Annotated in this window: 20 protein-coding genes; 10 read left to right on the top strand and 10 right to left on the bottom strand. The window is 71.8% G+C overall.

All coding sequences use genetic code 11. The features are described from left to right. The first annotated feature begins 16 nt into the window (after positions 1-16). The 6 genes from ACX9MN_RS13105 to ACX9MN_RS13130 all read left to right on the top strand — a co-directional run bounded on the left by ACX9MN_RS13105 (position 17) and on the right by ACX9MN_RS13130 (position 6,552). Entirely contained in the window at positions 17-1,786 is a 1,770-nt protein-coding gene (locus ACX9MN_RS13105; RefSeq protein WP_056527719.1) for a PQQ-dependent methanol/ethanol family dehydrogenase, read from the top strand. Positions 1,787-1,960: 174 nt separating this feature from the next. Next, positions 1,961-2,620, top strand: coding sequence for a response regulator (locus ACX9MN_RS13110; RefSeq protein WP_020095062.1), 660 nt, complete (start codon positions 1,961-1,963; stop codon positions 2,618-2,620). A gap of 392 nt (positions 2,621-3,012) precedes the next feature. Next, positions 3,013-5,061, top strand: a complete 2,049-nt coding sequence (locus ACX9MN_RS13115; RefSeq protein ID WP_489724663.1) for an FUSC family protein — start codon at positions 3,013-3,015, stop codon at positions 5,059-5,061. Next, a complete protein-coding gene (locus ACX9MN_RS13120; RefSeq protein ID WP_026605231.1) occupies positions 5,058-5,267 on the top strand; it encodes a DUF1656 domain-containing protein in 210 nt (69 codons plus the stop codon). Before ACX9MN_RS13115 ends, ACX9MN_RS13120 begins: the two co-directional genes overlap by 4 nt. Further along, positions 5,264-6,190 carry an efflux RND transporter periplasmic adaptor subunit gene (locus tag ACX9MN_RS13125; RefSeq protein WP_489724664.1) on the top strand — a complete coding sequence of 309 codons (927 nt, stop codon included), beginning with the start codon at positions 5,264-5,266 and terminating at the stop codon, positions 6,188-6,190. Before ACX9MN_RS13120 ends, ACX9MN_RS13125 begins: the two co-directional genes overlap by 4 nt. Before the next feature lie 71 nt (positions 6,191-6,261). Beyond that, positions 6,262-6,552 carry a hypothetical protein gene (locus tag ACX9MN_RS13130; protein ID WP_489724665.1) on the top strand — a complete coding sequence of 97 codons (291 nt, stop codon included), beginning with the start codon at positions 6,262-6,264 and terminating at the stop codon, positions 6,550-6,552. 82 nt (positions 6,553-6,634) lie between these two features. On the opposite strand, the gene ACX9MN_RS13135 is transcribed toward ACX9MN_RS13130, so the two are convergent. From ACX9MN_RS13135 to ACX9MN_RS13165, 7 genes are all read right to left on the bottom strand, one after another. Further along, positions 6,635-8,107, bottom strand: coding sequence for an NAD-dependent succinate-semialdehyde dehydrogenase (locus ACX9MN_RS13135; RefSeq protein ID WP_020095068.1), 1,473 nt, complete (start codon positions 8,105-8,107; stop codon positions 6,635-6,637). Beyond that, complete coding sequence (locus ACX9MN_RS13140) at positions 8,100-10,112, bottom strand: acyl CoA:acetate/3-ketoacid CoA transferase (protein WP_482959288.1); 2,013 nt, start codon at positions 10,110-10,112, stop codon at positions 8,100-8,102. Before ACX9MN_RS13140 ends, ACX9MN_RS13135 begins: the two co-directional genes overlap by 8 nt. 363 nt (positions 10,113-10,475) lie before the next feature. Continuing rightward, on the bottom strand, positions 10,476-11,606 hold the full coding sequence (gene phaC / locus ACX9MN_RS13145) for a class III poly(R)-hydroxyalkanoic acid synthase subunit PhaC (protein WP_056527699.1): 1,131 nt from the start codon (positions 11,604-11,606) through the stop codon (positions 10,476-10,478). Then, on the bottom strand, positions 11,599-12,429 hold the full coding sequence (locus ACX9MN_RS13150) for a poly(R)-hydroxyalkanoic acid synthase subunit PhaE (RefSeq protein ID WP_091976330.1): 831 nt from the start codon (positions 12,427-12,429) through the stop codon (positions 11,599-11,601). The genes phaC and ACX9MN_RS13150 overlap by 8 nt, the downstream gene beginning before the upstream one ends. 14 nt (positions 12,430-12,443) lie before the next feature. Beyond that, positions 12,444-12,620, bottom strand: a complete 177-nt coding sequence (locus ACX9MN_RS13155; RefSeq protein ID WP_489724666.1) for a hypothetical protein — start codon at positions 12,618-12,620, stop codon at positions 12,444-12,446. Then, entirely contained in the window at positions 12,617-13,792 is a 1,176-nt protein-coding gene (locus tag ACX9MN_RS13160) for an iron-containing alcohol dehydrogenase (protein WP_489724667.1), read from the bottom strand. The genes ACX9MN_RS13155 and ACX9MN_RS13160 overlap by 4 nt, the downstream gene beginning before the upstream one ends. Positions 13,793-13,835: 43 nt before the next feature. Further along, positions 13,836-15,488: an acetolactate synthase large subunit gene (locus ACX9MN_RS13165; protein WP_020095074.1), complete on the bottom strand. Its 1,653-nt coding sequence runs from the start codon at positions 15,486-15,488 to the stop codon at positions 13,836-13,838. 264 nt (positions 15,489-15,752) lie between these two features. Here ACX9MN_RS13165 and ACX9MN_RS13170 point away from each other — a divergent pair, with 264 nt between their 5' ends. After that, complete coding sequence (locus tag ACX9MN_RS13170; protein ID WP_234082762.1) at positions 15,753-17,240, top strand: DUF2252 domain-containing protein; 1,488 nt, start codon at positions 15,753-15,755, stop codon at positions 17,238-17,240. A 174-nt stretch (positions 17,241-17,414) separates the two neighbouring features. Here the strand turns inward: ACX9MN_RS13170 and ACX9MN_RS13175 are convergent, their stop codons facing one another. Further along, a complete protein-coding gene (locus tag ACX9MN_RS13175; protein ID WP_489724668.1) occupies positions 17,415-18,353 on the bottom strand; it encodes a LysR family transcriptional regulator in 939 nt (312 codons plus the stop codon). 945 nt (positions 18,354-19,298) lie between these two features. Further along, positions 19,299-20,942, bottom strand: a complete 1,644-nt coding sequence (locus ACX9MN_RS13180; RefSeq protein ID WP_331299018.1) for a GMC family oxidoreductase — start codon at positions 20,940-20,942, stop codon at positions 19,299-19,301. Between the two features lie 222 nt (positions 20,943-21,164). On the opposite strand from ACX9MN_RS13180, the gene ACX9MN_RS13185 reads away from it, so the two are divergent. The 3 genes from ACX9MN_RS13185 to gluQRS are packed head-to-tail and all read left to right on the top strand — an operon-like array spanning position 21,165 to position 24,401. After that, positions 21,165-23,195, top strand: coding sequence for an ATP-binding protein (locus ACX9MN_RS13185; RefSeq protein WP_489724669.1), 2,031 nt, complete (start codon positions 21,165-21,167; stop codon positions 23,193-23,195). A gap of 44 nt (positions 23,196-23,239) precedes the next feature. Continuing rightward, positions 23,240-23,521 (top strand): hypothetical protein, encoded by a 282-nt coding sequence (locus ACX9MN_RS13190; RefSeq protein WP_489724670.1) that lies wholly within the window; start codon positions 23,240-23,242, stop codon positions 23,519-23,521. Positions 23,522-23,537: 16 nt separating this feature from the next. Next, positions 23,538-24,401 carry a tRNA glutamyl-Q(34) synthetase GluQRS gene (gene gluQRS / locus ACX9MN_RS13195; RefSeq protein ID WP_489724671.1) on the top strand — a complete coding sequence of 288 codons (864 nt, stop codon included), beginning with the start codon at positions 23,538-23,540 and terminating at the stop codon, positions 24,399-24,401. Positions 24,402-24,417: 16 nt separating this feature from the next. Here gluQRS and ACX9MN_RS13200 read toward each other — a convergent pair whose 3' ends face one another. Then, positions 24,418-26,442: a M23 family metallopeptidase gene (locus tag ACX9MN_RS13200; protein ID WP_489724672.1), complete on the bottom strand. Its 2,025-nt coding sequence runs from the start codon at positions 26,440-26,442 to the stop codon at positions 24,418-24,420. Between the last annotated feature and the right edge of the window lie 300 nt (positions 26,443-26,742).

Genomic DNA, 26,742 nt, shown 5'->3' on the forward strand with positions numbered 1-26,742 from the left:
CCACGGAGGACACGTCATGAGAATGCGGACCCGGTTCCTCGCCGCGGTGGGCGTCGCCGCCCTCGTGGCGGGCGGCGCCCTGCCGGCCATGGCCCAGGGGGTCACCGAGCAGGACATCATCAACGACGCCAAGACGCCCGGCGACGTGGTCACCTACGGCCTCGGCCCGCAGGCCCAGCGCTTCAGCCCGCTCAAGACCCTCAACCGCGACAACATCAAGGGCCTCGTCCCGGCGTGGTCGTTCTCGTTCGGCGGCGAGAAGCAGCGCGGCCAGGAGAGCCAGGCGCTGGTCAAGGACGGCATCATCTACGTCACGGGCTCGTACTCGCGCATGTACGCGATCGATTCCCGCAGCGGCGAGAAGAAGTGGGAGTACGACGCCCGCCTGCCGGAGGGCATCCTGCCCTGCTGCGACGTCGTGAACCGCGGCGCCGCGCTCTACAAGGACAACGTCTATTTCGGCACGCTCGACGCCAAGCTCGTCGCGCTCAACACCAAGACCGGCAAGGTGGTCTGGCGGAAGGAGATCGACGACTTCAAGGCCGGCTACAGCTACACGGCCGCCCCGATCATCGTGAAGGGCAAGATCATCACCGGCGTGTCGGGCGGCGAGTTCGGCGTGATCGGGCGGATCGAGGCCCGCGACGCCGAGACCGGCGAGGTCGTGTGGAAGCGCCCCGTGATCGAGGGCCACATGGGCGAGCTCAACGGCAAGCCCTCGACCATGACCGGCAAGGTCAACGAGAGCTGGCCCGGCGACATGTGGAAGTTCGGCGGCGGCGCCACGTGGCTCGGCGGCACCTACGATCCCGAGACCAACCTGATCTACTTCGGCACCGGCAACCCCGGCCCTTGGAACTCCTGGCTCCGGCCGGGCGACAACAAGTGGACCTCCTCGCGACTCGCCCTCAACCCCGACAACGGCGAGATCGTCTGGGGCTTCCAGACCACCCCGCACGACGGCTGGGACTTCGACGGCGTCAACGAGTTCGTGCCGTTCGACCTGAACAAGGGCGGCAAGACCATCAAGGCCGGCGCCACCGCCGACCGCAACGGCTTCTTCTACGTCCTCGACCGAACCAACGGGAAGTTCATCTCGGCGACGCCGTTCGTCGAGAAGATCAACTGGGCCAAGGGCATCGATGAGAACGGCCGCCCGATCTACAACGAGGAGAACCGCCCCGGCGACCCGAGCAAGGCGACCGGCGACGACAAGAAGGGCAAGTCGGTCTTCGCGGTGCCGAGCTTCCTCGGCGGCAAGAACTGGATGCCGATCGGCTACAGCCCCGACACCAAGCTGTTCTACGTGCCCTCCAACGAGTGGGGCATGGATATCTGGAACGAGCCGGTGAACTACAAGAAGGGTGCCGCCTACCTCGGCGCCGGCTTCACCATCAAGCCGGTCTTCGACGACCATATCGGCTCGCTCAAGGCGATCGACCCGGCCTCCGGCAAGGTCGTGTGGGAGTACAAGAACAAGGCCCCGCTCTGGGCCGGCGTGCTCACCACGGCTGGCAACCTCGTCTTCACCGGCACACCGGAGGGCTTCCTGAAGGCCTTCGACGCCAAGACCGGCGAGGAGGTCTGGAAGTTCCAGGTCGGGACCGGCGTGGTCTCCTCGCCGATCACCTGGGAGCAGGACGGCGAGCAGTGGGTCGGCGTCGCGGCCGGCTGGGGCGGCGCGGTCCCGCTCTGGGGCGGCGAGGTCGCCAAGTCGACGGCCGGCATCAACCAGGGCGGCAGCTTCTGGGCGTTCAAGCTGCCGAAGACGGTGGCGTCGCGCTGAGGGCCCGCAACCGAAAGCGTGCCGGTCCCCGCGGGCCGGCACGCCCAGGTCCCGGGGCCGGGCTGTCGTCTCAACACCCGCTTGCGCCCCGGGGCCGCATCGATCACCTTCGGACCTCCCGCCCGCGTATTCGGCGGATCCTGTGAGGATCTCGAGCGAAGGACCGAGGTCTCCGTGCATCTCCTGATCGTCGATGACCACCCGCTGTTCCGCGACGCCCTGGCGGCCACGATCCGCCTCGCGCACCCGGACGCGGTGCTGCACGAGGCCGACGGGATCGAGGCGGCCTGCGCGGTGCTGGCCGCGAACCGCGGCATCGACCTGACGCTCCTCGACCTGTCGATGCGGGGCGTCACCGGCTTCGACGGGCTGATCACCATCCGGGCGAGCTTCCCGCGCATCCCGATCCTGATCGTCTCCGGCCACGAGGATCCGCGCATCGTCCGCGAGGCCCTGCAGCACGGGGCGGCGGGCTTCGTCCCCAAGGCCATGGACAAGGCGACGCTCACCCGGGCGATCACCGAGGTGATGAGCGGGGCGCTGTTCCTGCCGCCCGGGCTCGCCGAGGCCGGCGCGCCCGCGCCCCGGTCCAAGAAGGCGCCGCTGGCCGAGCGCCTCGCCCGGCTGACGCCGCAGCAATTGCGGGTCCTGATGATGATCCGTCAGGGCAAGCTCAACAAGCAGATCGCCCACGAGCTCCAGGTCGGCGACTCGACCGTGAAGGCGCACGTCTCGGAGATCCTGCGCAAGCTCGAGGTCATCAGCCGCACGCAGATCGTGATCGACACGGCGTCCCTCGACTTCGACCAGATCCACAACAGCCACTCGGCCTGACGACGCGATCGCGGGATCCGGCCTGCGGCTCGGGGATCGCCGCGACCGCGGCTGCGCGTCCGGACGCGCCCCGTGCAGCGACCGGATCATATGCGCCCGCCGCAGAGCAAACCCAAGTCATGGGTCGACTCATTCTTCCGGCGCAGCCCTGATCCCCTCGCGGCATCCCTCAATCGAGATCGATATGAGGCTATCTATCGGCGTGCGAGCCGATTGATCCGGTGACCTCGCCGGCTCCTCGCGACGGTGGATCAGGTTGTGACCGGCATCGATGGCCCGACGACGTTGGGGCGAGTCCAGCAGGCCTTCACCCCCGCCCCCCTGACCACCGGCCGCCACCGGCGCCGCTCTGCCGTCGGGGCCGCGGAGGCGCACAAGCCGGAGCCGGTGTCGTGACCCTCCCCGGATGGCGCGACTGGGCCTTCGCGCTGAAGACCTACGCGGCGGCGATGCTCGCCCTGTACCTCGCGCTCTGGATCGACCTTCCGCGGCCCTACTGGGCCCTCGGCACCGTCTACATCACCAGCCAGGTCCTCTCCGGCGCGACGCGCGCGAAGGCCGCGTACCGGGTCTGCGGCACCGTGCTCGGCGCGGCGGTCAGCGTCGTGCTGGTGCCGAACCTCGTGAACGCGCCGCTCCTGCTGAGCCTCGCGGTGGCGCTCTGGGTCGCGCTCTGCCTCTACGTCTCCCTCCTCGACCGGACCCCCGCGAGCTACCTGCCGATGCTCGCCGGCTACACGGCGGCGCTGATCGGTTTCCCCGCCGTCGACGATCCCGGGGCGATCTTCGACACGGCGGTGGCGCGGGCCGAGGAGATCTCCCTCGGCATCGTCTGCGCCAGCCTTGCCGCCACGCTGATCGTGCCGCAATCGGCGGCCCCACTCATCGTCGGACGGCTGAACGACTGGTCGGCGGAGGCCCGGGCCTGGATCCGGAGCGCCCTCGCGGCCGCCCGCGCGCCGGAGGCCGTTGGGCCGAGCCAGGGCCGGCGCCTGCGCCTCGCCTCGGACGCGATCGGCCTCGACGCCCTCGGCCTCGCCCTGCGCAACGAGGCGACGGGCGCGGAGCGCGCCGCCGAGGCCTTCGCGCCCCTCCGTCAGCACATGCTGATGGTCCTGCCGATCGTCGCCGCCGTGGCGGACCGCGTCGCCGCCCTCGAGCAAGCCGGCGCTGTTCCGGCGCAGGTCCGGGCCTTCCTGTCGGACCTCATCGCCTGGCTCGCCGACGAGGTCGACGATCCGGATCGCGCCGCGCGGCTGCGCGACCGGATCGACGGGTTCGAGCCCGCCCTCGGCCGAGCGCCGGACTGGAACACGCTCCTCCTCGCGAGCCTCGCGGCGCGCCTGCGCGACGTCATCGACCTGCGCCAGGATCTGCGGGCACTGCGCGGCCACCTCGCGGCCGGCACCGCGCCCCGCGCGCCGCTCGCCTTCGCCTACACGGCCCGCGTCCGGTCGATCCGCCACCGGGACCACGGGCTGGCCGCGTTCTCGGCCTTCGGGGTGTTCGCGGGCCTGCTCGCCTGCTGCGCCGTCTGGATCGCCACCGGCTGGCCGGACGGCTCCGCGGCGCCGATGATGGGCGCGGTCGCCTGCTGCCTGTTCGCCGCGCAGGACGATCCCGCGCCGCAGATCCTGAGCTTCGCCAACTCGGCGATCGTCGGCGCCCTCGGCGCGGGCCTCTACCTGTTCGCCGTGCTGCCGCTCGCCACCTCCTTCGAGATGCTGGCCCTCGCGCTCGCGCCGGCCCTGATCCTGTGCGGCCTGATGATGACGCAGCCGCGCACCGCCCCGATGGGCATGGGCGCGGCGCTGAACGGCGCGACCCTGCTGGCCCTCCAGAACGGCTACAGCGGTGACTTCGCGCCCTTCGCCAACGGGGTGATCGCCTCGGTGGTGGGCATGTGGATCGCCGCCGCGGTGACCCGGGTGATCCGCTCGGTCGGCGCCGGCTGGAGCGCGCGGCGGCTGATCGGGATCAACCGGCGCAGCCTCGCGGCCGCCGCGGCCGGGCGCGGCGCCGGCCACGGGCTCGAACTCGCGGCCCTCATGCTCGACCGCGTCGGCCTGATCGCGCCGCGGCTGGCGAGCCTGCCCGCGGACACGTCCGCCTCCGTGGGCGACCTGCTGGCCGATGTCCGGGTGGGCATCAACCTCGTGGAGGTCCGCCGGGTGCGCCGGCGGCTGACGGGCCCGGCCCGCAACACCGTCGACCGGGTCCTCGCGCTGGCGGCGCGCCAGCTGCGCGGCCGGACCGACCGGCCGGACGCGGCGCTGCTCGCGGCGCTGGACGAGGCGCTCGACGCCGTCGCGGGCGCGGCCCCGTCGCCGGAGCGGCGCGCCGCCCTGATCGGCCTCACCGGCCTGCGCCGCGGGCTCTTCGCCGACGCGCCGGCCTACCGGGCGGCGCCAGCCCTGGACCACCGGGAGATGGCGGCATGATGGGCGAGATCGACCTCTGCGGCGTGTTCGTACCGGGCCTCGCCCTCTGGATGGCGCTGGCCTTCGCCCTCGGCCTGCCGCTGCGCCGCCTGCTCGCGGCGACCGGCCTCTACCGCCTCGTCTGGCACCGGCCGCTCTTCGACCTCGCCCTCTACGTCGTCCTGCTCGGCGGCGTGGTGACCCTCGCCCACCGGACCCTGCCATGACCGCCCTGTTCTCCGCCCTCGGCCGCCTCCTGGTCACCCTCGGCATGGTCGCCGCGGCGCTGATCGTCGGCCTCGGCCTGTGGGACTATTACATGGACGCCCCCTGGACCCGGGACGGGCGCGTGCGCGCCGACGTGGTGGCGGTGGCCCCCGACGTCTCCGGCCTCGTCACCGAGGTGCTGGTGGAGGACAATCAGGTCGTGCGGAAGGGCGACATCCTGTTCCGGATCGATCCGGACCGGTTCCGCCTGGGGCTGCGGCAGGCGGAGGCGATGGTGGAGGGCCGCAAGGCGACCGCCGAGCAGGAGGCGGCCGACTACGCCCGCTACAGCAGGCTCTCCGACGCGGCGGTGTCGCAGCAGCGGGTCGAGGCCGCCAAGGCGGCCGACCTGTCGGCGCGGGCCGCCTACGAGCAGGGCTTGGCGGATCGCGACCTCGCCAAGCTCAACCTGGAGCGCTCGGCGGTGCGCGCCCCGGTCAACGGCCGGATCACCAACATGGAGCTGCGGCCGGGCGCCTACGTCACCACCGGACGCGGCGTCATGGCGCTGATCGACAGCGACACCGTCCGGATCGAGGGCTACTTCGAGGAGACGAAGCTGCCGCGGATCCGCGTCGGCGCGCCCGTGACCGTCGAGCTCATGGGCGAGGACGGGGCGCTCCGCGGCCACGTCGCCAGCATCGCCGGCGGCATCGGCGAGACCGGCCGCAGCGACGCCTCCAACCTGCTCGCGAACGTGAACCCGACCTTCTCGTGGGTGCGCCTCGCCCAGCGCATCCCGGTGCGGATCAGCCTCGACGGCGGCACGGCGGATCCGCGGCTGGTGAGCGGCCGGACCGCGACGGTCTCGATCGCGCCGGCGGCCGGCGGGGAACCCCGGCGCTGGCCCTGGACGGCGTGGCGCGAGGCGCGCGTCCGCTGAGGACGGCCGAACCATCCCGGCGCGCCCGGGTTGGCCTGACACCGCAGACCAACGACCTGTCAGGAGGTCCCATGTCGAAGACGATCCTCGCCCTCGCCACATCCGTCGTTCTCGCCACGTCCGGGGCGGCGCTGGCCCAGGCGCCGCAGACTGGCGGCGCCAACCAGGGCAACGTCAACAAGTCCGGCGCGGTCGGTGGCCCCGGGACGGGGACCGGCTCCATGGAGAGCACCGGGTCCACCGGCGCCGGCATGGCGCCCGGCACCAGCGGCGGCCCGCGGGTCAGCACGCCCGGCGCCCCCGTCGGCAGCAGCTCGGGCAACGGCGCCACCGGCAGCGGCGCTGCGCCCAGCGGGAAGTAGGCCCCGCCGGTTCTCCCTCCCACCTGCGCGGGGGGAGGGAGAACCCGTCAGGTCCCGATCCGGACCGGCGTGTGCCCCGGCCCTACGCGCCGAGGCCGCCCACGCACAGGTACTTGGTGTTCAGGTAATCCTCGATGCCCTGGTACGAGCCCTCGCGGCCGAGGCCGGATTCCTTCACGCCGCCGAAGGGCGCCACCTCGGTGGTGATGATCCCCTCGTTGATCCCGACCATGCCGTATTCCAGCGCCTCCGCGACCCGGAAGGTGCGGCCGAGGTCGCGGGTGTAGAAGTAGCAGGCGAGCCCGTACTCGGTGTCGTTGGCCATGCGGATCGCCTCCGCCTCGTCGCGGAAGCGGAACAGCGGCGCCAGCGGCCCGAAGGTCTCTTCCCGGGCCACCGCCATGGCGGGGGTGGCGCCGGTGATCACCGTCGGCTCGAAGAACTGGCCGCCCAGTGCGTGGCGGTGGCCGCCCGCCACCACCCGACCGCCCTTCTCCACGGCGTCGCGGATATGGGCCTCGGTCTTCTCCACGGCCGCCATGTCGATCAGCGGCCCCTGGGCGACGCCGTCCTCGACGCCGTTGCCGACCTTCAGGCGGTTGGCCGCCTCGGCCATCTTCTCCGCGAAGGCGTCGTAGATCCCGTCCTGCACCAGGAAGCGGTTGGTGCAGATGCAGGTCTGGCCGGAATTGCGGTACTTGGCGAGCATCGCGCCCGCCACCGCCTTGTCGAGGTCGGCGTCGTCGAACACGATGAAGGGCGCGTTGCCGCCGAGCTCCATCGAGACCTTCTTCACCGTGTGGGCGGCCTGCTCCAGCAGCACCTTGCCGACCTCGGTGGAGCCCGTGAACGTGATCTTCTTGACGAGCGGGTTGCCGGTCATCTCGGCGCCGATCGCCCGGGCCGAGCCGGTGAGGATCGAGACCGTGCCGGCCGGGAAGCCGGCGCGCTCGCACAGCACGCCCCAGGCGAGGCCCGAGAGCGGGGTCTGCGAGGCGGGCTTGATCACGATCGGGCAGCCGGCGGCCAGAGCCGGGGCGATCTTGCGGGCGATCATCGAGGACGGGAAGTTCCACGGCGTGATCGCCGCCACGACGCCGACCGGCTCCTTGGTGACGAGGATCTTGCGGTCGCCCCAGGGGGAGGGGACCACGTCGCCGTAGACGCGGCGCGCCTCTTCCGCGAACCACAGCACGTAGGCGGCCGACATGGCGACCTCGCCGCGGGACTCGGTCAGCGACTTGCCCTGCTCGGCGGTGAGGATCTGCGCCAGATCCTCCTGATGCTCGGTCACGAGCGCCGCGAGCTTGCGCAGCAGCACGGCGCGCTCGTTGGCGGTCTTGGCGCGCCACGCCGGGTAGGCCTCGTGCGCCGCCTTGATCGCCTGCCGGGTCTCGTCGGCGCCGGCATTCGGCACCTTGGCGATCAGCGCGCCGGTCGCCGGGTTGGTGACGTCGATGCTGCCGGAACCGGCCTTCGACCATGCGCCGCCGATCAGGCAGGCATCGACCAGCAGGGCGCGGTCCTTCAGGGAGGGGGTCTCGAACTCAGGCATCCAACGGTTCCTTCGGCGGCCGCGGCATGTCGGGCTGGGACATGCCGGGCCGCGGCTTGAGAGGCACGCTCTGGGCCGTATTCCTCGCCTGCGCCTCGGCTTTTGTCTCGAAGACATGGGGAGCCAGGTCGCGGCTCGCCAACGAGGCGCCGAGTTTCAATCGCAAGAACGCGCTCGTGGTATACCGGGACGCGGTCTCGTAATAGCGGTTTTCGAGATAGGCGATCGCCGAGAAGTAGGCGTCGCTCACCGTCGGGTCGATCTCGAACCCGTCGTAATTGGCGATCAGGTGGACCTTCCTGCCGATCTCCTGGCAGGCGCGCTCGTATTCGCGGCGCACCAGCTCGACGTCGTCGATGGTCCGGACCTGGAAGCCCTCGAGGTTTGAGAACAGGATGTTGCGCTCCGGGTCGTAGCTGATCCGCTCCGACAGCGAGAGGCCCAGCAGCCAGGGTTCCAGCGCCATCACGGACTCGCGGAACAGGCGCGGATCCATCGGCTGCGGATCCTGCACGATCGGGGTGAAGCCCATCTGGCCGAGGATGTCGCGCGCGATGTCGATGCCCGGCGCGACCTCGATCAGCTCCATGCCGGCCCGCGTCCGGCGGAACACGCAGCGCTCGGTCACGTAGAGCACCGGCTGGCCGCGCTCGGCCGCGTAGGCCCCCGAGAAGGTCACCTGCTCGACCGCGGCGATGAATTTCCGCGAGCGGCCCTCGCTGAGGATCCGGAGGCCGCCGTCCTCCACCGCCACCTTGAGGCCGTCGGCCGTGAAGGTGCCGGCGAAGACGAGGCTCTTGGCGTTCTGCGAGATGTTGATGAACCCGCCCGCGCCCGCGAGCTTCTTGCCGAACCGGCTGACGTTGACGTTGCCCTCGGCGTCGCACTGCGCGAGGCCCAGGCAGGCGAGATCGAGGCCGCCGCCGTCGTAGAAATCGAACTGCTGGTTCTGATGCAGCACCGCGGCCGGGTTCAGGGCGGCGCCGAAATCCAGCCCGCCCTGCGGCAGGCCGCCGATCACGCCCGGCTCGGCGGTGAGCGTCAGGTACTTGAGCACCCGCTCCTCGGCGGCGACCGCCGCGACGCCCTCGGGCATGCCGATGCCGAGATTGACCACGCCGCCGGGCGGCAGCTCGAAGGCGCAGCGCCGGGCGATGACCTTGCGGGTGTCGAGCGCCATCGGGGCGACGCGGTCCAGCGGCACGCGCTGGCGGCCCGTGAAGGCGTGGTTGTAGGGCGTGCCGTAGGTCTGGCGGTGGTTCTCGGGCGTGCTCAGCACCACGCAATCGACCAGCACGCCGGGCACCTGCACCTCGCGCGGGTTGAGGGAGCCGGCCTCGGCGAGCCGCTCGACCTGGGCGATCACGAAGCCGCCCGAGTTCTTCGCCGCCATGGCGGCGGCGAGATTGTCGAGGGTGAGCGCCTCGCGCTCCATGGTGATGTTGCCGGCCGGGTCGGCCGTGGTGCCGCGGATCAGCGCGACGTTGACCGGGAAGGCCTTGTAGTGGAGCCAGGATTCGCCGCCGAGCTCGACCACGCTGACGAGGTCCTCCTTCGTGACGGCGTTGAGCTTGCCGCCCTCCAGACGGGGGTCGACGAAGGTGCGCAGGCCCACCTTGGTGATGTGGCCCGGCGTGTGGGCGGCGATCTCGCGGTAGAGGTGCGAGACCACGCCGAGCGGCAAGTTGTAGGCCTCGATCTCGCCCGCCACCGCCATGGCGCCGAGCTTCGGCACGAGCGCCCAGTGGCCGCCGACGACGCGGCGGACGAGGCCCGGGATCGCGAGCTTGTTGAGGCCGCGCTCCTTGCCGTCGCCGGGGGCGGCGGCGAACATCAGGCCGATCCCGTGCGGGCCGTTGCCGGATTCGAAGCGGCGGGCGAGCGCCAGGATCAGCTCGTCGGGCGTGCCGATCCCGACGAAGCCCGAGACCGCGACCATGTCGCCGTCCTGCAGGATGGCGGCGGCCTCGTCGGCGCTGACGATCTTGTTCTTCAGGCTGCCCATCGGGTGGTCCTCGGCGCCCGGGTTGCGGTTCGCCTCCCGCGCAGGGAGGCTATGATGTCCGCCGGACTGGATCGATCGCTGGCGTTGGTGACAGACCGCGACACGCCCCCTCTCCCGTGCGGGAGAGGGTCGGGGTGAGGGACAAGAAGCTTCAGGATGGAGCGCGCCGTCGAAGCGCGTGCATGGCGCGGCTTCTCCGGACCAACCTGATCCCTCACCCTGTCCCTCTCCCGCACGGGAGAGGGAACCCGCGCTCGATCCTGCCGCCACGGCGCCGCGCACGATGTGCGTATCCAGTGGGCGTCCCGGCAGAGGTGGGAGGGGAGGGGCGTCGCGCTCATCGAGGACCGTCGGGCAGACATCCTACCCCCGCTTGCCGAGCCAGTCGGCGATGCCGGAGCCCAGCAGCTTCTGTGCCTTGCCGCCGACGAAGACGCCGACATGGCCGCCGGGCAGCCCCATCTCGGTGTAGTCGGTGGTGCCGATCTTATCCTTCAGCGCCTGCGAGGTGGCCGGCGGGATGATGTGGTCATCCTGGGCGAAGACGTTCAGCACCGGGCAGGTGATGGCCTTCAGGTCCACCCGCCGGCCGCCGAGCTCGAAGGCGCTCTCGACCAGCTTGTTGTCCTGGTAGAGGTCCTTCAACCACTGCTTGGCGGCCTCGCCGGGATGGTCCGGCCGGTCGGCGATCCACTTCTCCATGCGGAGGAAGTTCAGGAACTTCTTCTTGTCGTCGAGGGCGTCGAGCAGGTCGAGGTTGTACTTCGTCATGGTGCGCATCGGCGTCATCATCGAGAACACCGAGCCCATGAAGGCGCCGGGCAGCGACCCCTGCGCCTCGATCAGCCGGTCGACATCCTCGGGCGTGAGCGACCGGGTCCAGACATTGATGAAGCCGTGGCCGGCCCGGTTCTCCCGCGTGTCGGCGTGGAAGTCGATCGGCGTGATGGTCAGCACCATCGCGTTGACGGTCTCGGGGTAGAGCGCCGCGTAGCAGGTGGTGAAGACGCCGCCCTCGCAGATGCCGAGCAGGCTGACCTTATCCCGCCCGGCCGCCTCCTGGATGAAGGCGACGCACTCGGCGAGGTAGCCGTCCACGTAGTCGTCGATGGTGACGTAGCGGTCGGCCCGGCCCGGATTGCCCCAGTCGACGACGTAGAGGTCGAGGCCGAGATTCAGGAGATTGCGGACGAGCGAGCGGTCCTCCTGAAGGTCGGCCATCGTGTAGCGGCCGATCAGGCCGTAGACGATCAGCACCGGCGGCAGGCCCTTGCTCTCGGCGAGCGGCCGGTAGCGGTAGAGGCTGACCTTGTCCTGGCTCCAGACCAGGTCCTTCGGCGTGGTGGCGATCTCGACATCGGCGTCGCTGACATCGGCGAACAGCCTGGCGCCCTCGCTGATGCGGCGGCCGAGGGTGCCGACCTCGGCCAGCAACGCGGCCGGGGTGAGATTCAGCGGGGCGGCCGGCCCCTTCGGCTTCTCCTGATCAGCCATGGGCGTCCTCCCCGACCCGTGAACCGCCGGCTCTCGCGGTCTTGCCGGCCTGCCGACGCTCGCGGCGGAGCGCCCGGACTTCCCGGCGCAGCTCGGTCAGGCTCTTGTGGACGTCGTCGAGCTCGGCCCGGGTCGGCTGGCCGTAGAACTCGGACAGGAAGGCCGCGACGTCCTGCTGGGCGAGCCGGAGGTCCGTGGAGGCCCGCAGGACCGCCCGCTGCGAGGCCAGGAACGCGTCGGAGCGCTGGACCTCCAGAAGGACCGCGTTGGCGGTCTCGATCCACCGGCTCATCATCTCGCGGGCGGAGGCGAAGCTCTCGCCGTTTTCGGCGCGGGCATTGGCCTCCTTCGCGAAGGTCCCGGCCGCCCGCGTCCAGGCCTGCAGCATCACGGCCTGATGCTCGCTCTGCGCCCGCCGCAGGCTCGCCCAGGCGGTGAACAGCGCCGCGTAGCGCCGCTCGGTCTGCCACAGGTCGGCGAGCTGCGGGCCCTCGGCCATGCGGGTCAGGGCGGCGTCGAACTCGGCCGAGCCGCCGAGCCAGGCCTGCGGATCGAAGATCCGGGCGAGCACCGCTCCGGCCGTCGGGTCCGGTGCGCCGGGGCCGCCCTGGAGCGAGCGCGTCAGCGTCTGCGAGAGGGCGCTGGCGGCGGTCCAGGCCTCGGTCAGCTTGGCCTGCGCCGCGGCGAGATCCGCGAGGTCGCCGCCCGGGAAGGTCGGCCAGCCGAACCCGGGCGCGGACTGCCCGGCGCCCGGGGTGAAGAAGCCCGCGCCGGCCCGCGTCCAGAACTCGCTCATCGCCCGGAACGCGTCGAACTGGTCCATGCTGGCGTCTCTCCTCACAGCCCCGAGGCTGAAACCGTCGCCCCCGTCCTCGCGAGCGGAGCGAAGCGATCCAGCAGCGCCATGCTCAACGACGGCGCGTCTCCCTGGGTCGCTTCGCTGCGCTCGCGAGGACGGTGTGGGCTGGACTGATCGGGCGACAGCCCCAGCATCACCGCCATCGTCATGCTCACGCCGCCGGCCGCGCCTCTCCCAGCGCCTCAGCGTAGATCGCGAAGGCGTCGTCGTAGGTGACCTCGCGCGGGTTGTTCACGAGGAGCCGCGTCTGCTTCATCGCGTCGGTGGCCATGCGCTCCAGGTCCTGCCGGGCGACGCCGACTTCGGCGAGCGAGGCCGGAACCTTGCAGTCGCGGCAGATCGCGTCGAGACTCTCGACGAAGCGCTTGGCGGCCTCGGGCCGCGGCAGGTCGGCGGCCGCGGGGTCGAGGATCGGCGCGAGCTCAGCGTAGAGTCCTTCAGCGTGCGAGAGGTTGAAGCGCATCACCCCCATCAGCACCAGGGCGTTCGAGAGCCCGTGCGGCACGTGGAAGATCGCGCCGACCGGGTAGGCGAGCGCGTGCACCGCCGCCACCGGCGCGTTGCCGAAGGCCATGCCGGCCAGCATCGAGCCGAGCAGCATGCCGGAACGCGCCTCGAGGTTCTTCCCGTCCGTGCAGGCGGTCCGGATGTTGGCCGAGAGCAGCGCCAGCGCCTGCTTGGCGAGCTGGTCGGAGATCGGGTTCTTCTTGTTCTTGCTGGTGAAGGCCTCGATGGCGTGGACCATGGCGTCGATGCCGGTCGCCGCGGTGACGTGCGACGGCAGGCCGAGCGTCAGCTCCGGGTCGAGCACCGCCCAGTCGGGCAGGAGCTTCGGCGCGACGACGCCCTTCTTCTCGGTGGTCGGCGTCGTGACGATCGAGATCGGCGTCACCTCCGAGCCGGTGCCGGCCGTGGTCGGCACCAGGATCAGCGGCAGGCGGTCGCCCTTGGCGAGGCCGACGCCGTAGATCGCGTCGAGCGGCTCGTCGGACTTGGCGAGGTAGGCCACGAGCTTGGCGGTATCGAGCGCCGAGCCGCCGCCGATCGACAGGACGAGGTCGGTCCCGAGCTCGCGGGCGCGCTTGGCCGCCGCCTCGATGACCGTCGAGGGCGGGTCGGCGACCACGTCCTCGTAGACGTCGAGGGTGACGCCCGCGGCGGCCAGGGCCGCCTCGGCGGCCTGGGTGAGGCCGGCGCCGCGCACGCCCTTGTCGGTGACGAGGAGGACGCGCTTGGCCCCGAAGCTGCCGACGATCTCGGGCAGCTTCTTCGCGGCGCCGGCCTCGAACAGCACGTTCGGCGTGGTCTGGAAGGTGAACGGGTTCATCGCGCTGCCCTGTCTTGCGTGCCGACCATCTGCGAAACCGGCCTCACTCGGCCGGCTCGAAATCCTTCACCTTGGCGCGCAGCTCGTCGACCAGCACGCGGGTGTTCTCCGAGTAGTCGATCGGCACCGCCACGAGGTGCACTCCGCCCGCCGCGAAGGCCCGGTCCAGCGTCGGCACGAGGTCGTTGACCGACTCGACCCGGTGGCCGGTCGCCCCGTACGACTTGGCGTAGAGGACGAAGTCCGGGTTGCTGAAGGTCATGCCGTAATCGGCGAACTTGTCGACCGCCTGCTTCCAGCGGATCATCCCGTAGGCCGAGTCGTCGAGCACCAGCACCACGAGGTTGAGCTTCAGCCGGACGGCGGTCTCCATCTCCTGGCTGTTCATCATGAACCCGCCGTCGCCGCAGACGGCCATCACGCGCCGCTTCGGGTAGAGCATCGCCGCCATCATGGCCGAGGGCAGGCCCGCGCCCATCGTGGCCAGCGCGTTGTCGAGGAGCAGCGTGTTGGCGACGTAGGTGCGGTAGTTCCGGGCGAACCAGATCTTGTACATGCCGTTGTCGAGGCACACGATCCCGTCCTCCGGAATCACCCGGCGCACGTCGCGCACGAGGCGCTGCGGCGTCACCGGGAAGCGGTCTTCGCCGGCCCGATCGGCGATATGGCCGAGGATGTGCTCGCGCAGGTGCAGCAGCGCGCCCGCGTTCGGGAGCTTGCCGTCGAGCTTGTCGGCCAGGAGCTTCAGCGTCGGGCCGAGGTCGCCCACCACCTCGGCATCCGGATAGTACACCTGCTCGACGTTGGCCGGCATGTAGCCGATGTGGACGACCTTCTGGTCGGCCTGGCCCATGAAGAAGGGCGGCTTCTCGATCGTGTCGTGGCCGATGGCGATGATCAGGTCGGCCTTGTCGATCGCCTCGTGGACGTAGTCGCGCTCCGAGAGCGCCGCGGTGCCCATGTAGAGGTCGGTCCCGCCCGCCACCGTGCCCTTGCCCATCTGGGTGGTGAAGAACGGGATGCCGGTGCGCTGCACGAAGCCGCCGAGCTCGCCGGTGGCGCGGGGGCGGCTCGCGGCGGCGCCCAGCATGATCAGCGGGCGCTTGGCCTTCAGGATCATGTCCGCGGCGCGCGCGATCGCGGTCGGGTGCGCGACCGGGATGTCGATCGGGTGCGAGGGGACGAGGTCGGCCTCGGCCTCCTCGGAGGCGATGTCCTCGGGCAGCTCCAGCAGCACCGGGCCGGGCCGCTCCTCGGTGGCGACCCGGAAGGCGTCGCGCACGATGGTGGGGATCGAGGAGGCCGAGACGATCTGCCGGGCCATCTTGGTGATCGGCTTCATCGACGAGATCACGTCGACGATCTGGAACTTGGCCTGGCGCGAGGACAGGATGCCCTTCTGGCCGGTGATGATGATCATCGGCATGGCGCCGAGATGGGCGTAGGCCGCGCCGGTGGAGAAGTTCAGGGCGCCCGGGCCGAGCGTCGAGAGGCAGACGCCGGGGCGGCCGGTGAGTCGGCCGTGGGTGGCGGCCATGAAGCTCGCCGCCTGCTCGTGGCGGGTCAGGACCAGCTCGATCTTGGAGTTGCGCAGAGATTCGACGACGTCGAGGTTCTCCTCCCCGGGAATCCCGAAGATGCGGTCGACGCCCTCGTTCTCGAGGGCCGCGACGAGGAGATCTGAACCTTTGGGCATGCGACGTCTCGCTGATGTAACGGTGTTCCCCGGCCGTCCGGGTCGATTCCGGCACTGTGATCGCGAGGCCGTGAACGACACGAGACGGAGGAACACCCCCCGAATACTCGGTTCGTTAGAGGGCCCCCCTGTAGGGTGGTCAAGGGCCGTCCGGGCCCGTGACGTCACAGAGCCGGCCGGATGCTAACGTGCGGTCCGCCGCCCCGGCTTCGGGCCGGTCGAGCGCACCGGCGGGGCCGACCCGGCTGCCGCGATGGGACAGCGATGGATCGCATCGAGAGCGACAAGACCGTGCCGCCGGAGGACCGGGAGGCGGATGCCCCGGCCGTGGACTCGGTGCTGGCACCGGTCGCCGATTTCCCGCGGATCGACCTCCGCGCGGGCGTCGAGGCCTGGGACAAGCGCCGCAAGGCCGGCAAGCGGCTGCGCGCCGAGGTGCCCCACGCGGGCCAGGCCGCGCTGGCTTCCGATCCCGACCGGCCCGACCCGGTCGCCCTGATCGAGGCCGCCCACGCGGGCCGCCAGCCGCACCTGATCCCGCTGCGGGTCGCCCGGATGGCGAGCTCGCCCTTCGCGTTCCTGCGCGGGGCCGCGCACGTCATGGCCTGGGACCTGTCGCGCGGGCCGCGCAGCGGCATCGACGTCGTGATGAACGGCGACGCGCACACCGACAATTTCGGCCTGTTCGGCACGCCGCAGCGCGACATCGTCCTCGACCTCAACGATTTCGACGAGGTCACGATCGGCCCGTGGGAGTGGGACCTCAAGCGCCTCGCGGCCGGGCTGGCGGTCGCCACCGACGACGCGGGCCTGCCGGCGGGCGAGCGGCGGGCGGCCGTCATGGAGGCGGTCTCCGGCTACCAGCACACGATGCGGCGCCTCGCGCCGCAGGGCTCCCTCGACGTCTGGTACCAGACGACCCGCGCCGACGGCCCGCACATCGCCGGGCTCCAAATGAACGCGGAGGCCCGGGCCGTGGTCCGCCGGGCGGTCGACAAGGCGCGGCGTCGCAACAACCGCAGCCTGCTCGCCCAGGTGGCCGAGCGGCGCACCGACGGCACCTGGCAATTGCAGACCGACGCGCCGATCCTGACGCCCGTGGACGCGGCGACCCGCGAGGGCGTCGTCACCGGCCTGGAGCGCTACGCCGAGACCCTGCCGCGGGAGCGGCGCTTCATGCTCGACCGCTACCACGTGGTCGACGTCGCCCACCGCGTCGTCGGCGTCGGCAGCGTCGGGACCCGGGCCTACCTCGCCCTGCTGTTCGGCAATTCCGACGCCGACGCGCTCTTCCTGCAGGTCAAGGAGGCGGTCCGACCGGCGCACGCGCCGTACCTGCCGGGCGTGCCGGCGCCGTTCTCCGGGCACGAGGGCGAGCGGGTGATCTACGGCCAGCGCCTGCTCCAGGCGGTGGGCGACCCGCTGCTCGGCTGGACCAGCATCGCGGGCCGGCCGTTCTACGTGCGCCAGATGAAGAACCTGAAGGGCGCGATCCCGCTGGCGCGGATGTCCGGCGCGCCGCTCCTGACCTTCTCGTACGCCTACGGGACGCTGCTGGCGCGCGCCCACGCGCGGACCGGGGACGCGGCGGCGATCGCCGGCTATTGCGGCAGCGGCAAGCACCACGACCTGAGCGGGGCGATCGCCGACTGGGCCGCGGCCTACGCGGAGCGCAATGCGGCCGACTTCGCCCTGTTCCGCGCGGCGATCGCGAGCGGCCGCCTGGAGGCCGCAGCGGATCCGTGCCTGTGACGGTGCGGTCTGCTCGCGGCCGGTCGATGCCGTCCGCACGTCCGTCCTCGCGAGCGGAGCGAAGCGATCCAGATCGCGCGACGGCGGCCAGCCTCGCGCTGTCCTGGGTCACTTCGCTCCGCTCGTGAGGACGGCACGGAATGCGTCGACCGTCGCGTTCAAGCGGAAAGCGTATCAGATGATGCCCGGCGCCGGCGGCTCGTGGGCCAGCCGGACCAGGAGGTCCCGCAGCCAGCGGTGGGCCGGGTCGTGGTCGTAGGAGGCGTGCCACAGCATCGACACGGGCACGTCGTCGAGGGGCACCGGCACGGGGCTGACGCTCAGCGCCAGGGCGCTGGCGAAGGAGGTGGCGAGCCGGGCGTGCATCGTGGCGATCACCGGCGCCGCGCGGACCATGAACGGGACCACGAGGAAGCGCGGGGTCGTCACCGCCAGGGTGCGCGAGCGCCCGATCAGCGCGAGGGCGTCGTCGACGACCCCGTGGGCGGTCTCGCGCAGGGACGTCAGCACGTGGGGGAAGCGCAGGTAATCGTCGAGCCCGATCGGCGGCTCCAGGCCGATCAGGGCGGCGTTGAACAGCACCACGTAGCTGTCCCGGTAGAGGAGGCGCTGCTTGTGGTGGAGCTGCCCCTCCGAGAACAGGCCGATGGCGAGGTCGACCCGGTCGGCGTCGAGCTCGTCGAGGATCCGGGTCCGGTCGACCGAGCGCAGGAGCAGCCGGATGCCGGGCGCGTCCCGCCGGAGCTGCGCGATCAGCCGCGGCCCGAGCAGCGCCTCGACGCTGTCCGGCAGGCTCACCGTGAAGACGCGTTCGACGGTGGTCGGGTCGAACCGCTCCTCCCGGTGCACCAGCGCCTGCACCTGCCGGAGGGTGGCGCGCAGCGGCTCGGCGATCTTCAGGGCGCGGGGCGTCGGTCGCATCCCGTCCGGCGCCCGGGTCAGGAGCTCGTCGTCGAACAGGCGGCGCAGGCGGGCGAGGCTCGAGCTCATCGCCGACTGGCCGATCCCGACCCGCGCGGCGGCCCGCGTGACGCTGCGCTCGTCGAGCAGCGCGTCGAGGGCGACCAGCAGGTTCAGGTCGATCCGGCTGAGATCGATATGGTCGATGGCCACGGGCGTCGCGTTCGGTGGAGGGTCGGAGTGCCGACATAGCAGATGCGACGGCTTGCCCGTCATCCCGAAGTCGCGCCGCGGCGTCCCGGAGTGACGGCAGGGCTCGGCCCATGTGACGGTGCCCGCGGCCGATGGTTTCTCGGCACCGACGTCCTTGCGAGCGGAGCGAAGCGAGCCAGCAGCGCGACCTTGCCGATGGTGCGCGGCCCTGGGTCGCTTCGCTGCGCTCGCGATGACGGAGAGGCGTCGTCGACCGCGGCGCGCGGCTCAGTTTGCCTTGACAATGTTCCTATTTTGTGCTTCCTGACCGCACCTGTCCGCGGCGGCTCGGGAGCGATCCCGGGGCGTCCTTCGGGGGCCCGCCCGGTGGCTGACCGTGCGGGTCCGGGGACGGGGCGGCGCCCGCGTCGGTGGCTCTCAGCCGCCATCGCCCCGGGCGACGGACCGGTGCGGGGCGTGCCTCGGATGCGGGCGTGAGACCGGGCGGCACTCTGCCCGGCGGGGTGAGGAAATGCCCCCGCGCCGACCCGCCTCTGGGCCGACCCTGAGCGACCTGCGGACCCGCCCACTACGAGGCGGGGGACGGCTGGAAGGCCACGGCGCCGATGCGGGTTCCGGAGGTGCGGGCACGGCGTGCGAGTACGGCGTGCCTGCACCTCGACAGAGACCGCTAACGGGGAGTCGCAGGACCGGGACGTCGGAGACGTCGCGACGAGACAGACGGCACCGGCCGGGGATCATGCCCGGCCGATGCCGCGGGGCGCCGCGGGGATCGGATCCCGCGCGTACTTGGCCGACACCTGGGTTCCCGCGGCGTCCCGCGTCCCTCGTGCTCGCCTCCCGGGCCATGCCCCCGGCGCCACGCGCGCGCGGGGACGATCACGCGTGTCCGGTGCCGGCACCTCGGGACGAGCAGGAGAGCGATGGTTCGCGCCCCGCCGGTCTTCAGGCCGGCAGCGGCTCGCGCGGCTCGGTGTGGTCGAACAGCCGGGGCGGCGCGATCGCGTCCCGGGCGCCCATCCGGGCGACGAGATGATCGGCGACCCGCAGGGCGTTGGCGATGATGGTCAACGTCGGGTTCACGGCGCCGATCGACGGGAAGAAGCTGGCGTCGGTCACGTAGAGGTTGTCCAGCTCGTGCGCCTTGCAGTTGGTGTCGAGCACCGACGTCCTCGGATCCGCGCCGAACCGCAGGGTCCCCGCCTGGTGGGCCGTCCCGCCGATCGGGACGTTCTTGCCCAGGTAGAGCGAGCGGTCGAACAGGTGCGGGTGGATGTCGGTGAAGCTGCAGATCTCGCGCAGCTTGTGCCGGAGCCGCTTGTGCGCCTCGACGTTCGTCTCGGTGAGGTCGAGATGGACCTTGCCGCCCTTGTAGAAGATCCGGTTCTGCGGCAGCGGCACGTCCTCGGAGGTCAGCCAGAAGTCGACGGAGTGCTTGGCGATCCAGTCGAACGGCTTGTCGGGGAACCATTGCAGGAAGCCGGGCAGGCCCTCGCCGTGGATCTGGGCGCCGTCCGACTTGCCGACCATCTGGATGTGGCCGAGAGGGAAATCCCAGCCATCCTTCGGGTCCGGATCGCCGAAGTAGAAGTCGTTGAGGCCGAGCGTCTTCTGGAATCGGGTCGGGTTCGGGACCTTCGAGATCGCCAGCACCGTCGAGTTGTTGTGGCGCATGTAGTTGCGCCCGACCTGATCCGACCCGTTGGCGAGGCCGTTCGGGTGGCGGTCGCTGGCCGAGCGCAGCAGCAGCAGCGCCGAGGAGAGGGCGCCGCAGGCCACCACCACGATGTCGGCCGAGGCCTCGAACGGCGCGCCGTCGCGGTTCCCGACGACGCCCGTGACGGTGCGGCCGGAGGCGTCGGTGACGAGGCGCTCGATGTAGGTGCGGGTGAGCAGCGTCAGGTTCGGGCAGTCGCGCAGGGCGGGGTCGACCACCATGGTCTGCGCGTCCGACTTGCCGTTGGTGGGGCAGGGGAAGCCGTCGAACGATTCGCACTTGATGCAGGGCGAGGTCGGCACCGCGCGGCCGTCCTTCTCCACCAGCCGCACGCCCACCGGCAGGTGGAACGGGTGGTGGCCGGCCCGCTTCAGGTTGTCGAACAGCTCCTGGATCCGCGGCTCGTGCGCCACTGGCGGATGGGCGTAGGGCTTGGTCGACCAGGGCTCGGTCGGGTCCTCGCCGCGCAGGCCGTGGACGTGGAACAGCTCCTCGGCCGCCTGGTAGTACGGCTCGAAGACGTCGTACCCGACCGGCCAGGCCGGCGCGACGCCGTCCTGGTGGCGGATCTCGGCGAAGTCCCTCTCGCGGAGGCGGAAGAGGATCGAGCCGTAGAACTTCGAGTTCCCGCCGACGTAGTAGTGCAGGCCCGGATGGAAGCTCTTGCCGTCGGACGAGTACCACGTCTCCTTGGCCTGGTAGTAGCCGTCGACGATCACCGCCTGACTGTCCCAGTTCCGCGGCTCGCGCAGCAGGTAGTCGCCGCGCTCGATCAGCAGGATGCGCTTGCCCGTCTGGGCGAGGCGCCACGCCATCGTGCCGCCGCCGGGACCGGACCCGACAATGATGACGTCGTAGTGCTCACCGGGCATGTACCGTCTCCGTCCGGACCTGCGTCCTGGCAGGCAACTCGCGAGCCGCTTCTCGGATCACCGCACGGTACCGTTGATCCCGTGCCGCGTCGCGGACTCCGCCGCGGATTCCGCCGCGGACTCCGCGAAGTCCGCAACCGGCGGTTAAGGGCCTTTCCCAACGCCGCCTTCAGCTTCGGCTGCGATCCTGCGGCGGACCGGCCCGATGCCGGGGAGGCCGGAATGATCGACACGCTGGCGCCTGTCCTGGCGCTCCTGACCGCGGCCGCACTGGCCTTCGCCCTCTGGCGCCGGCTCGGAACGCGGCGCGCCGAGCGCGAGGCCGAGCGGCTGCAGGACCGCCTCTGGCGGATCAGCGAGAGCGAGGACCGCTACCGCGCCCTGGTGGCCGCCACCACCGAGATCATCGTCCAGCGGGATGCCCGCGGGCGCATCACCTACGCCAACGAGGATTTCGCCCGCCTCCTCGGCCGCGAGCCGATCGCGCTGATCGGCTCCCAGGACGATCTCGAGATCCTCGACCGGAACGCCGTGGAGATCGGGCCGGACGGGGTCCGCCGCCTGGAGGCGCAGGTCCGGACGGCGGACGGGCGGGCGCGCTGGTTCGCCTTCGTGGAGATGCCGGTGGCGCACGGCGACGCGACGCACTGGCTGCGCGCGGGCCGGGACGTGACCGCGCGGGTCGAGGCGATCCGCAGCCGCGACGCGGCCCTGGAGCGCGCCGAGGCGGCGAGCGTCGCCAAATCCCGCTTCCTGGCGACCGTGAGCCACGAGATGCGGACGCCGCTCAACGGCATCCTGGGCATGGCCGACCTCGTGCTCGGGACCGCGTTGAACCCCGAGCAGCGCACCTACGTGGAGGCGGTGCGCACCAGCGGCCAGGCGCTGCTCGGCCTGATCGACGGGGTCCTCGACTTCTCGCGGATCGAGGCCGGGCGCCTCGACCTCGCGGCCGAGCCTTTCGACCTGCCGGCCCTCTCCGAGGGGGTCGTCGAGCTGCTGGCGCCCCGCGCCCAGGACAAGGGCATCGAGATCGCCCTCGACGTGGCCGAGGACTTCCCGGCCGCGATCCTGGGCGACGCCGACCGGGTGCGGCAGATCCTGATCAACCTCGCCGGCAACGCCATCAAGTTCACCGAGCGCGGCGGCGTCGGCGTCAGCCTGAGCTTCGCGCGGGCCGGGACCGGCGGCGAGGTCGTGCTCGCCGTGGCGGATACCGGCCCGGGGATCCCGGAGGAGCGGCTGCCGATCCTGTTCGAGGAGTTCGAGCAGGGCGACGGCAGCGCGAGCCGCAGCCACGAGGGCACGGGGCTGGGCCTCGCCATCACGCGGCGGCTCGTGACCCGCATGGGCGGGCGGATCGAGGCAGACTCGCGCCTCGGCCGGGGCTCGACCTTCCGGGTCCTGCTGCCGCTCGCCGAGGTCGCGGCGGCCGAGGATAGCGGGCGCGCGCCGCTGCCGACGCTGGCCCCGCGGCGCTGCCTGATCGTCGCCGACTCGCCGTTCCAGGCCCCGTACCTCGCCCGCAGCCTGTCCCGGGCCGGGGCCGCCACCGTGATCGTCGACAGCCTGGAATCGGGCCTCGACGCCCTGTCGGGCGCGGCCTTCGACGCGGTGCTGGCCGACCGGGCCTTGGGCGACGCGGCGGTGCGCCAGATCGCCGACGCGGCCCGCGCCTGCGGGGTTCGCACCAGCCTCGTGCTCCTCTCGCCGTTCGACCGGCGCGGCTTCGGGTCCCCCGGCGCGGCGGGCTTCGACGGCTACCTGATCAAGCCGGTCCGGCCGCGCTCCCTGTTCGAGCGCCTGCTCGCGTCGACGGGCCCGGTCGAGGCCGCGACCGCGCCGGCGGCGGAGCCGGCGCGCGTCGGCTCCAGCCTGCGGATCCTGCTGGCCGAGGACAACCCGATCAACGCCCTGCTGGCGACCCGGGCCCTGGAGCGCCTCGGTGCCACGGTGATCCACGCCGTCGACGGCCTCGAGGCCCTCGCTCGGCTGGAGACGGACGGCCCCTTCGACCTCGCGCTGATCGACGTGCGGATGCCCCGCCTCGACGGGCACGAGACCGCCCGGCGGATCCGCGCCGCCGAAGCGGGCGGCGCGGACCGCCTCCACCTCGTCGCGCTGACCGCGAATGCCGGCCGGGAGGACGAGGCCGCCGCCCGGGCGGCCGGCTTCGACGGGTTCCTGGCCAAGCCGCTGAATCTGAAGCTGCTCCCGCCGCTGCTGGAGCGCCGATCCGCGCGGGCCGCCTGAGCGCGCGTTGACAGGCGGGCGGGTCCCGCGCCAACAGGAGGCCCATGTCGACCGTCAGCCCTCCGTCGCCCGCATCGCGCTCGTCGAGCGGCGCGCTTGCCGCCTGGGGCATCGCGGTCCTCGTGATCGCCACCGTGCTCATCGGCGCCCTGGCGCCGGCGCGGCACGCGTCGCCGGCGGTGTCGGCGGCCGACGATCCGGCCTGCCTCGAGTGGACCGACGGCTGCAAGGTCTGCCGCCGCCTGGCGGAGGGACCGGCCTGCTCGCTGCCCGGGATCGCCTGCCAGCCCGGCGCGCCGCAGTGCCTGCACCGCCGGAACGGGTGATCTGCCGGACCGGTCCGTGACCGACGCGGCGCCGGTGCTGCGCTTCGCGCCGAGCCCGAACGGGCGGCTGCACCTCGGCCACGCCTACTCGGCGCTGCTCAACGCGGACCTCGCCGCCCGGATGGGGGGCGTCTGCCGCCTGCGGATCGAGGACATCGATCCCGCGCGCTCGAAGCCGGACTTCGTCGACGGGATCGTCACCGACCTCGCCTGGCTCGGGCTGACCTATCCCGAACCGGTGCGGCGCCAGTCCCGGCACATGGCGGCCTACCGGGTCGCCCTCGACGGGCTGATCGCGAGCGGGCTCGCCTATCCGTGCTTCTGCTCACGCGGCCAGATCCGGGCGCGCGTCGCCTCCGGCGGCGACGGCCCCCGCGATCCGGACGGCGTGCCGCTCTATCCCGGCACCTGCCGCCACTTGGACCGGGCGGCGGCCGCGGACCGGATCGCCCGCGGCGACCCGCATACCTGGCGGCTCGACATGGCGGCCGCCCTGCGCCGCGCCGGCCCGACCCACGGCTACGTCGCCTTCGACACGGCCGGCGCGCACCGGGTCGCGGCGGATCCGGCACGCTGGGGGGACGCGGTGATCGCCCGGCGCGACGTGCCGACGAGCTACCACCTCGCCGTGGTCCACGACGACGCGGCGGAGGGGATCACCCACGTGGTGCGGGGCCGCGACCTCGAGGCGGCCACCGACCTGCACGTGCTCCTGCAGGCCCTGCTCGGCCTGCCGGTCCCGCGCTACCGCCACCACGCGCTGCTACTCGATACCGGAGGCGAGAAGCTGGCCAAGTCGCGCGGCTCGCGATCCCTCGCCGACCTTCGGCAGGCCGGCGCGACGCCCGAGGCTGTCCGCGCCCGGCTCGGCTTCGCCTGAACGACAGCGCGCTCCCTCAGCGGACCGCCGCGTCGCGCTGGGCGAGGGCGGTCGCGCTCTTCGACTTCTGCATGGTGGCGTCGATCTGCTCGCGCTGGCGCTTGAAGTCGGCGAGCAGGCGCCCGTCGAGTTCCCGGCCGCGGGGGACGCGGATCTTCATCGGGTCGACGAAGTGGCCGTTGATGATCACCTCGTAGTGGAGGTGCGCGCCGGTCGACAGGCCGGTCGAGCCGACATAGCCGACGATCTGGCCCTGCCGGACCTTGACGCCCTCGCGGATGCCGCGGCCGAACCGCGACATGTGGTTGTAGGTCGTCACGTAGCCGTTGACGTGCTGCAGCTCGACCCGGTTGCCGTAGCCCGAGGTCATCTCCGCGCGGATCACCACGCCGTTGCCGGCCGCCATGATCGGCGTGCCGATCGGGTTCGACCAGTCGACGCCCGTATGCAGCTTGGCGTAGCCCAGCACCGGGTGGCGGCGGTAACCGAAGCCGGAGCGCATGATCCCGTCGGCGATGGGCTTGCGCAGCAGGAACTTCTTCAGCGACCGGCCCTGCTCGTCGAGGTAGTCGATCGTGCCGTCGTCCGGCGACTGGAAGCGGTAGACCTTGCGGGTCTCTCCGCCGAGCGTCAGCGCCGCGTAGAGCAGGTCCGGACGATCGGCGCTGGCCTCGTCGTCGGTGCTGTAGAAGACGTCGAGCCCGTCACCGCTGCCGATGCGGCGCTGGAAGTCGAGGTCGTAGCTGAAGACGCGGACGATGTCCTCGACCGTGGCCCGCGGCAGGTCGTGGCGCGCGGCCGTCTCGTAGAGGCTCTGGTACAGGCGCGGCCCGGAGCCGGAATCCTCGTCCTCGTCCTCGCCGGCCTCCGCCTGAGGCTGTCCCTTGGGGGAGGGGGCCTCCTCGGCGGGGGGCGCCACCGACACGAAGGCGCCGCGGTTGTTCAGGGCCGCGATGCCCTCGATGCCGTTCTCGCCGTACAGCACCACGCGCGTCACCTGGCGGGGATCGCCAGGACGGGGCCCGGGGGCGACTTGGACGCGCATCGGCTGCCCCTCGTTGAGGGCAGCGGTGCGGGTCTTGCCCCCGAGCGCGGCGACGATGCCGCGAACGGCATCGTCGCTCGCGAGGCCGGTGGCCTTGAGCGTGGTCTCCAGTGTCTCGCCGCGCTTCAACGCGAGATCGCGCTCCTCCACGAGCGGCGCCTCGTTGGCCTTCAACTCGACCTTGGCGACCTTCGTGACGTTCTCCGGGACGACCAGCACCTCGATGGACTTGAACGGGTTCGCGTCCTTCGGCGCCGCGCCGTCGCCGTCGCCGGCCGCGCCCTGCTGGAGCGTCCGCGACAGCATGATCTGCGGGGCGATCGGGATGGCGGCGCGGCGCCCTGCCTCGGCGGCGATACGGCGCTCCTCCTCGACCTGCGCGGTGACGTCGTCGTCGCTGAGGGCGGGCGCGTTGGCGTCGACGGCAGCGTCGGCGAGTTCGCGCTTGACCACGGTGACCTCGGCGCTGGGGGCGTCGGCGGACGCATCGGGCGCGCGCTCCAGTGGCTCGTCGGAGACGAACTTCATGGGGTCGAAGCGGGGCGGCTCGGCGGCGTAGACGCCCGTCGTCATCGACAGGGGCGTCGTCAGCCGCACGAAGGCCTTGGCCTTGATGATCTCGCGGTCGCCGAGGCGGACCGTGACCGGCGCCTTGAAGCTCTGCTTGGCCGAGGCGATCATGAGGTTGCGCACCAGCCGGTCGCCCTTGCGGGCGATGTTGGCGCCGCTCTCGCTCGGCTGGGGGCGGGGCATGATCGCCGCCTTCTCGGGAATGGCCGCGAAGGAGACGTCGCCCTGGAGGGACACGTGAAGCGCCGCAGCGATCAGACCGGCGCCGGTCAGGCCGGTGAGACTGCTGGCGCAGAGCCAGCGGAGGTTGACGGCGCGTCGGTCGATCTGCGTCGCGGTCGCGCCGAGATGGTCGAGAGGCTCGTGCACCCCGCGTGCCGGGGGGAGGGCGGCCACGTCGCCGATCTTGAGTCGCTCGCGCTTCACTCGAAGGCCCTGAGAAGACGATGGCGAACGGGCGTTCCCGCGGGATCCGCGGCGCTGAGGCCGGGCTCGACCATACCGGAGGCGACATCCGCGCCCGGCAATCTCATCTCACGACCCAGCGTGTCGAGATTGAGGCGTGCTGCTCCTGAGCGCCAGCCCCGGCGCGGGAAAGACCACGACGATCCACTGCGAGGCTTCCGGACGGCCCGCCGCGCCGGTCGGCAAAAAGGGTGTTGACGGCCGGGAACCGTGGCTCTATACCCCGGCTCATCGGCGCCGGCCGCGGAAGTGGACCGGGCG

The sequence above is a fragment of the Methylobacterium sp. 1A genome (genome assembly GCF_058072805.1).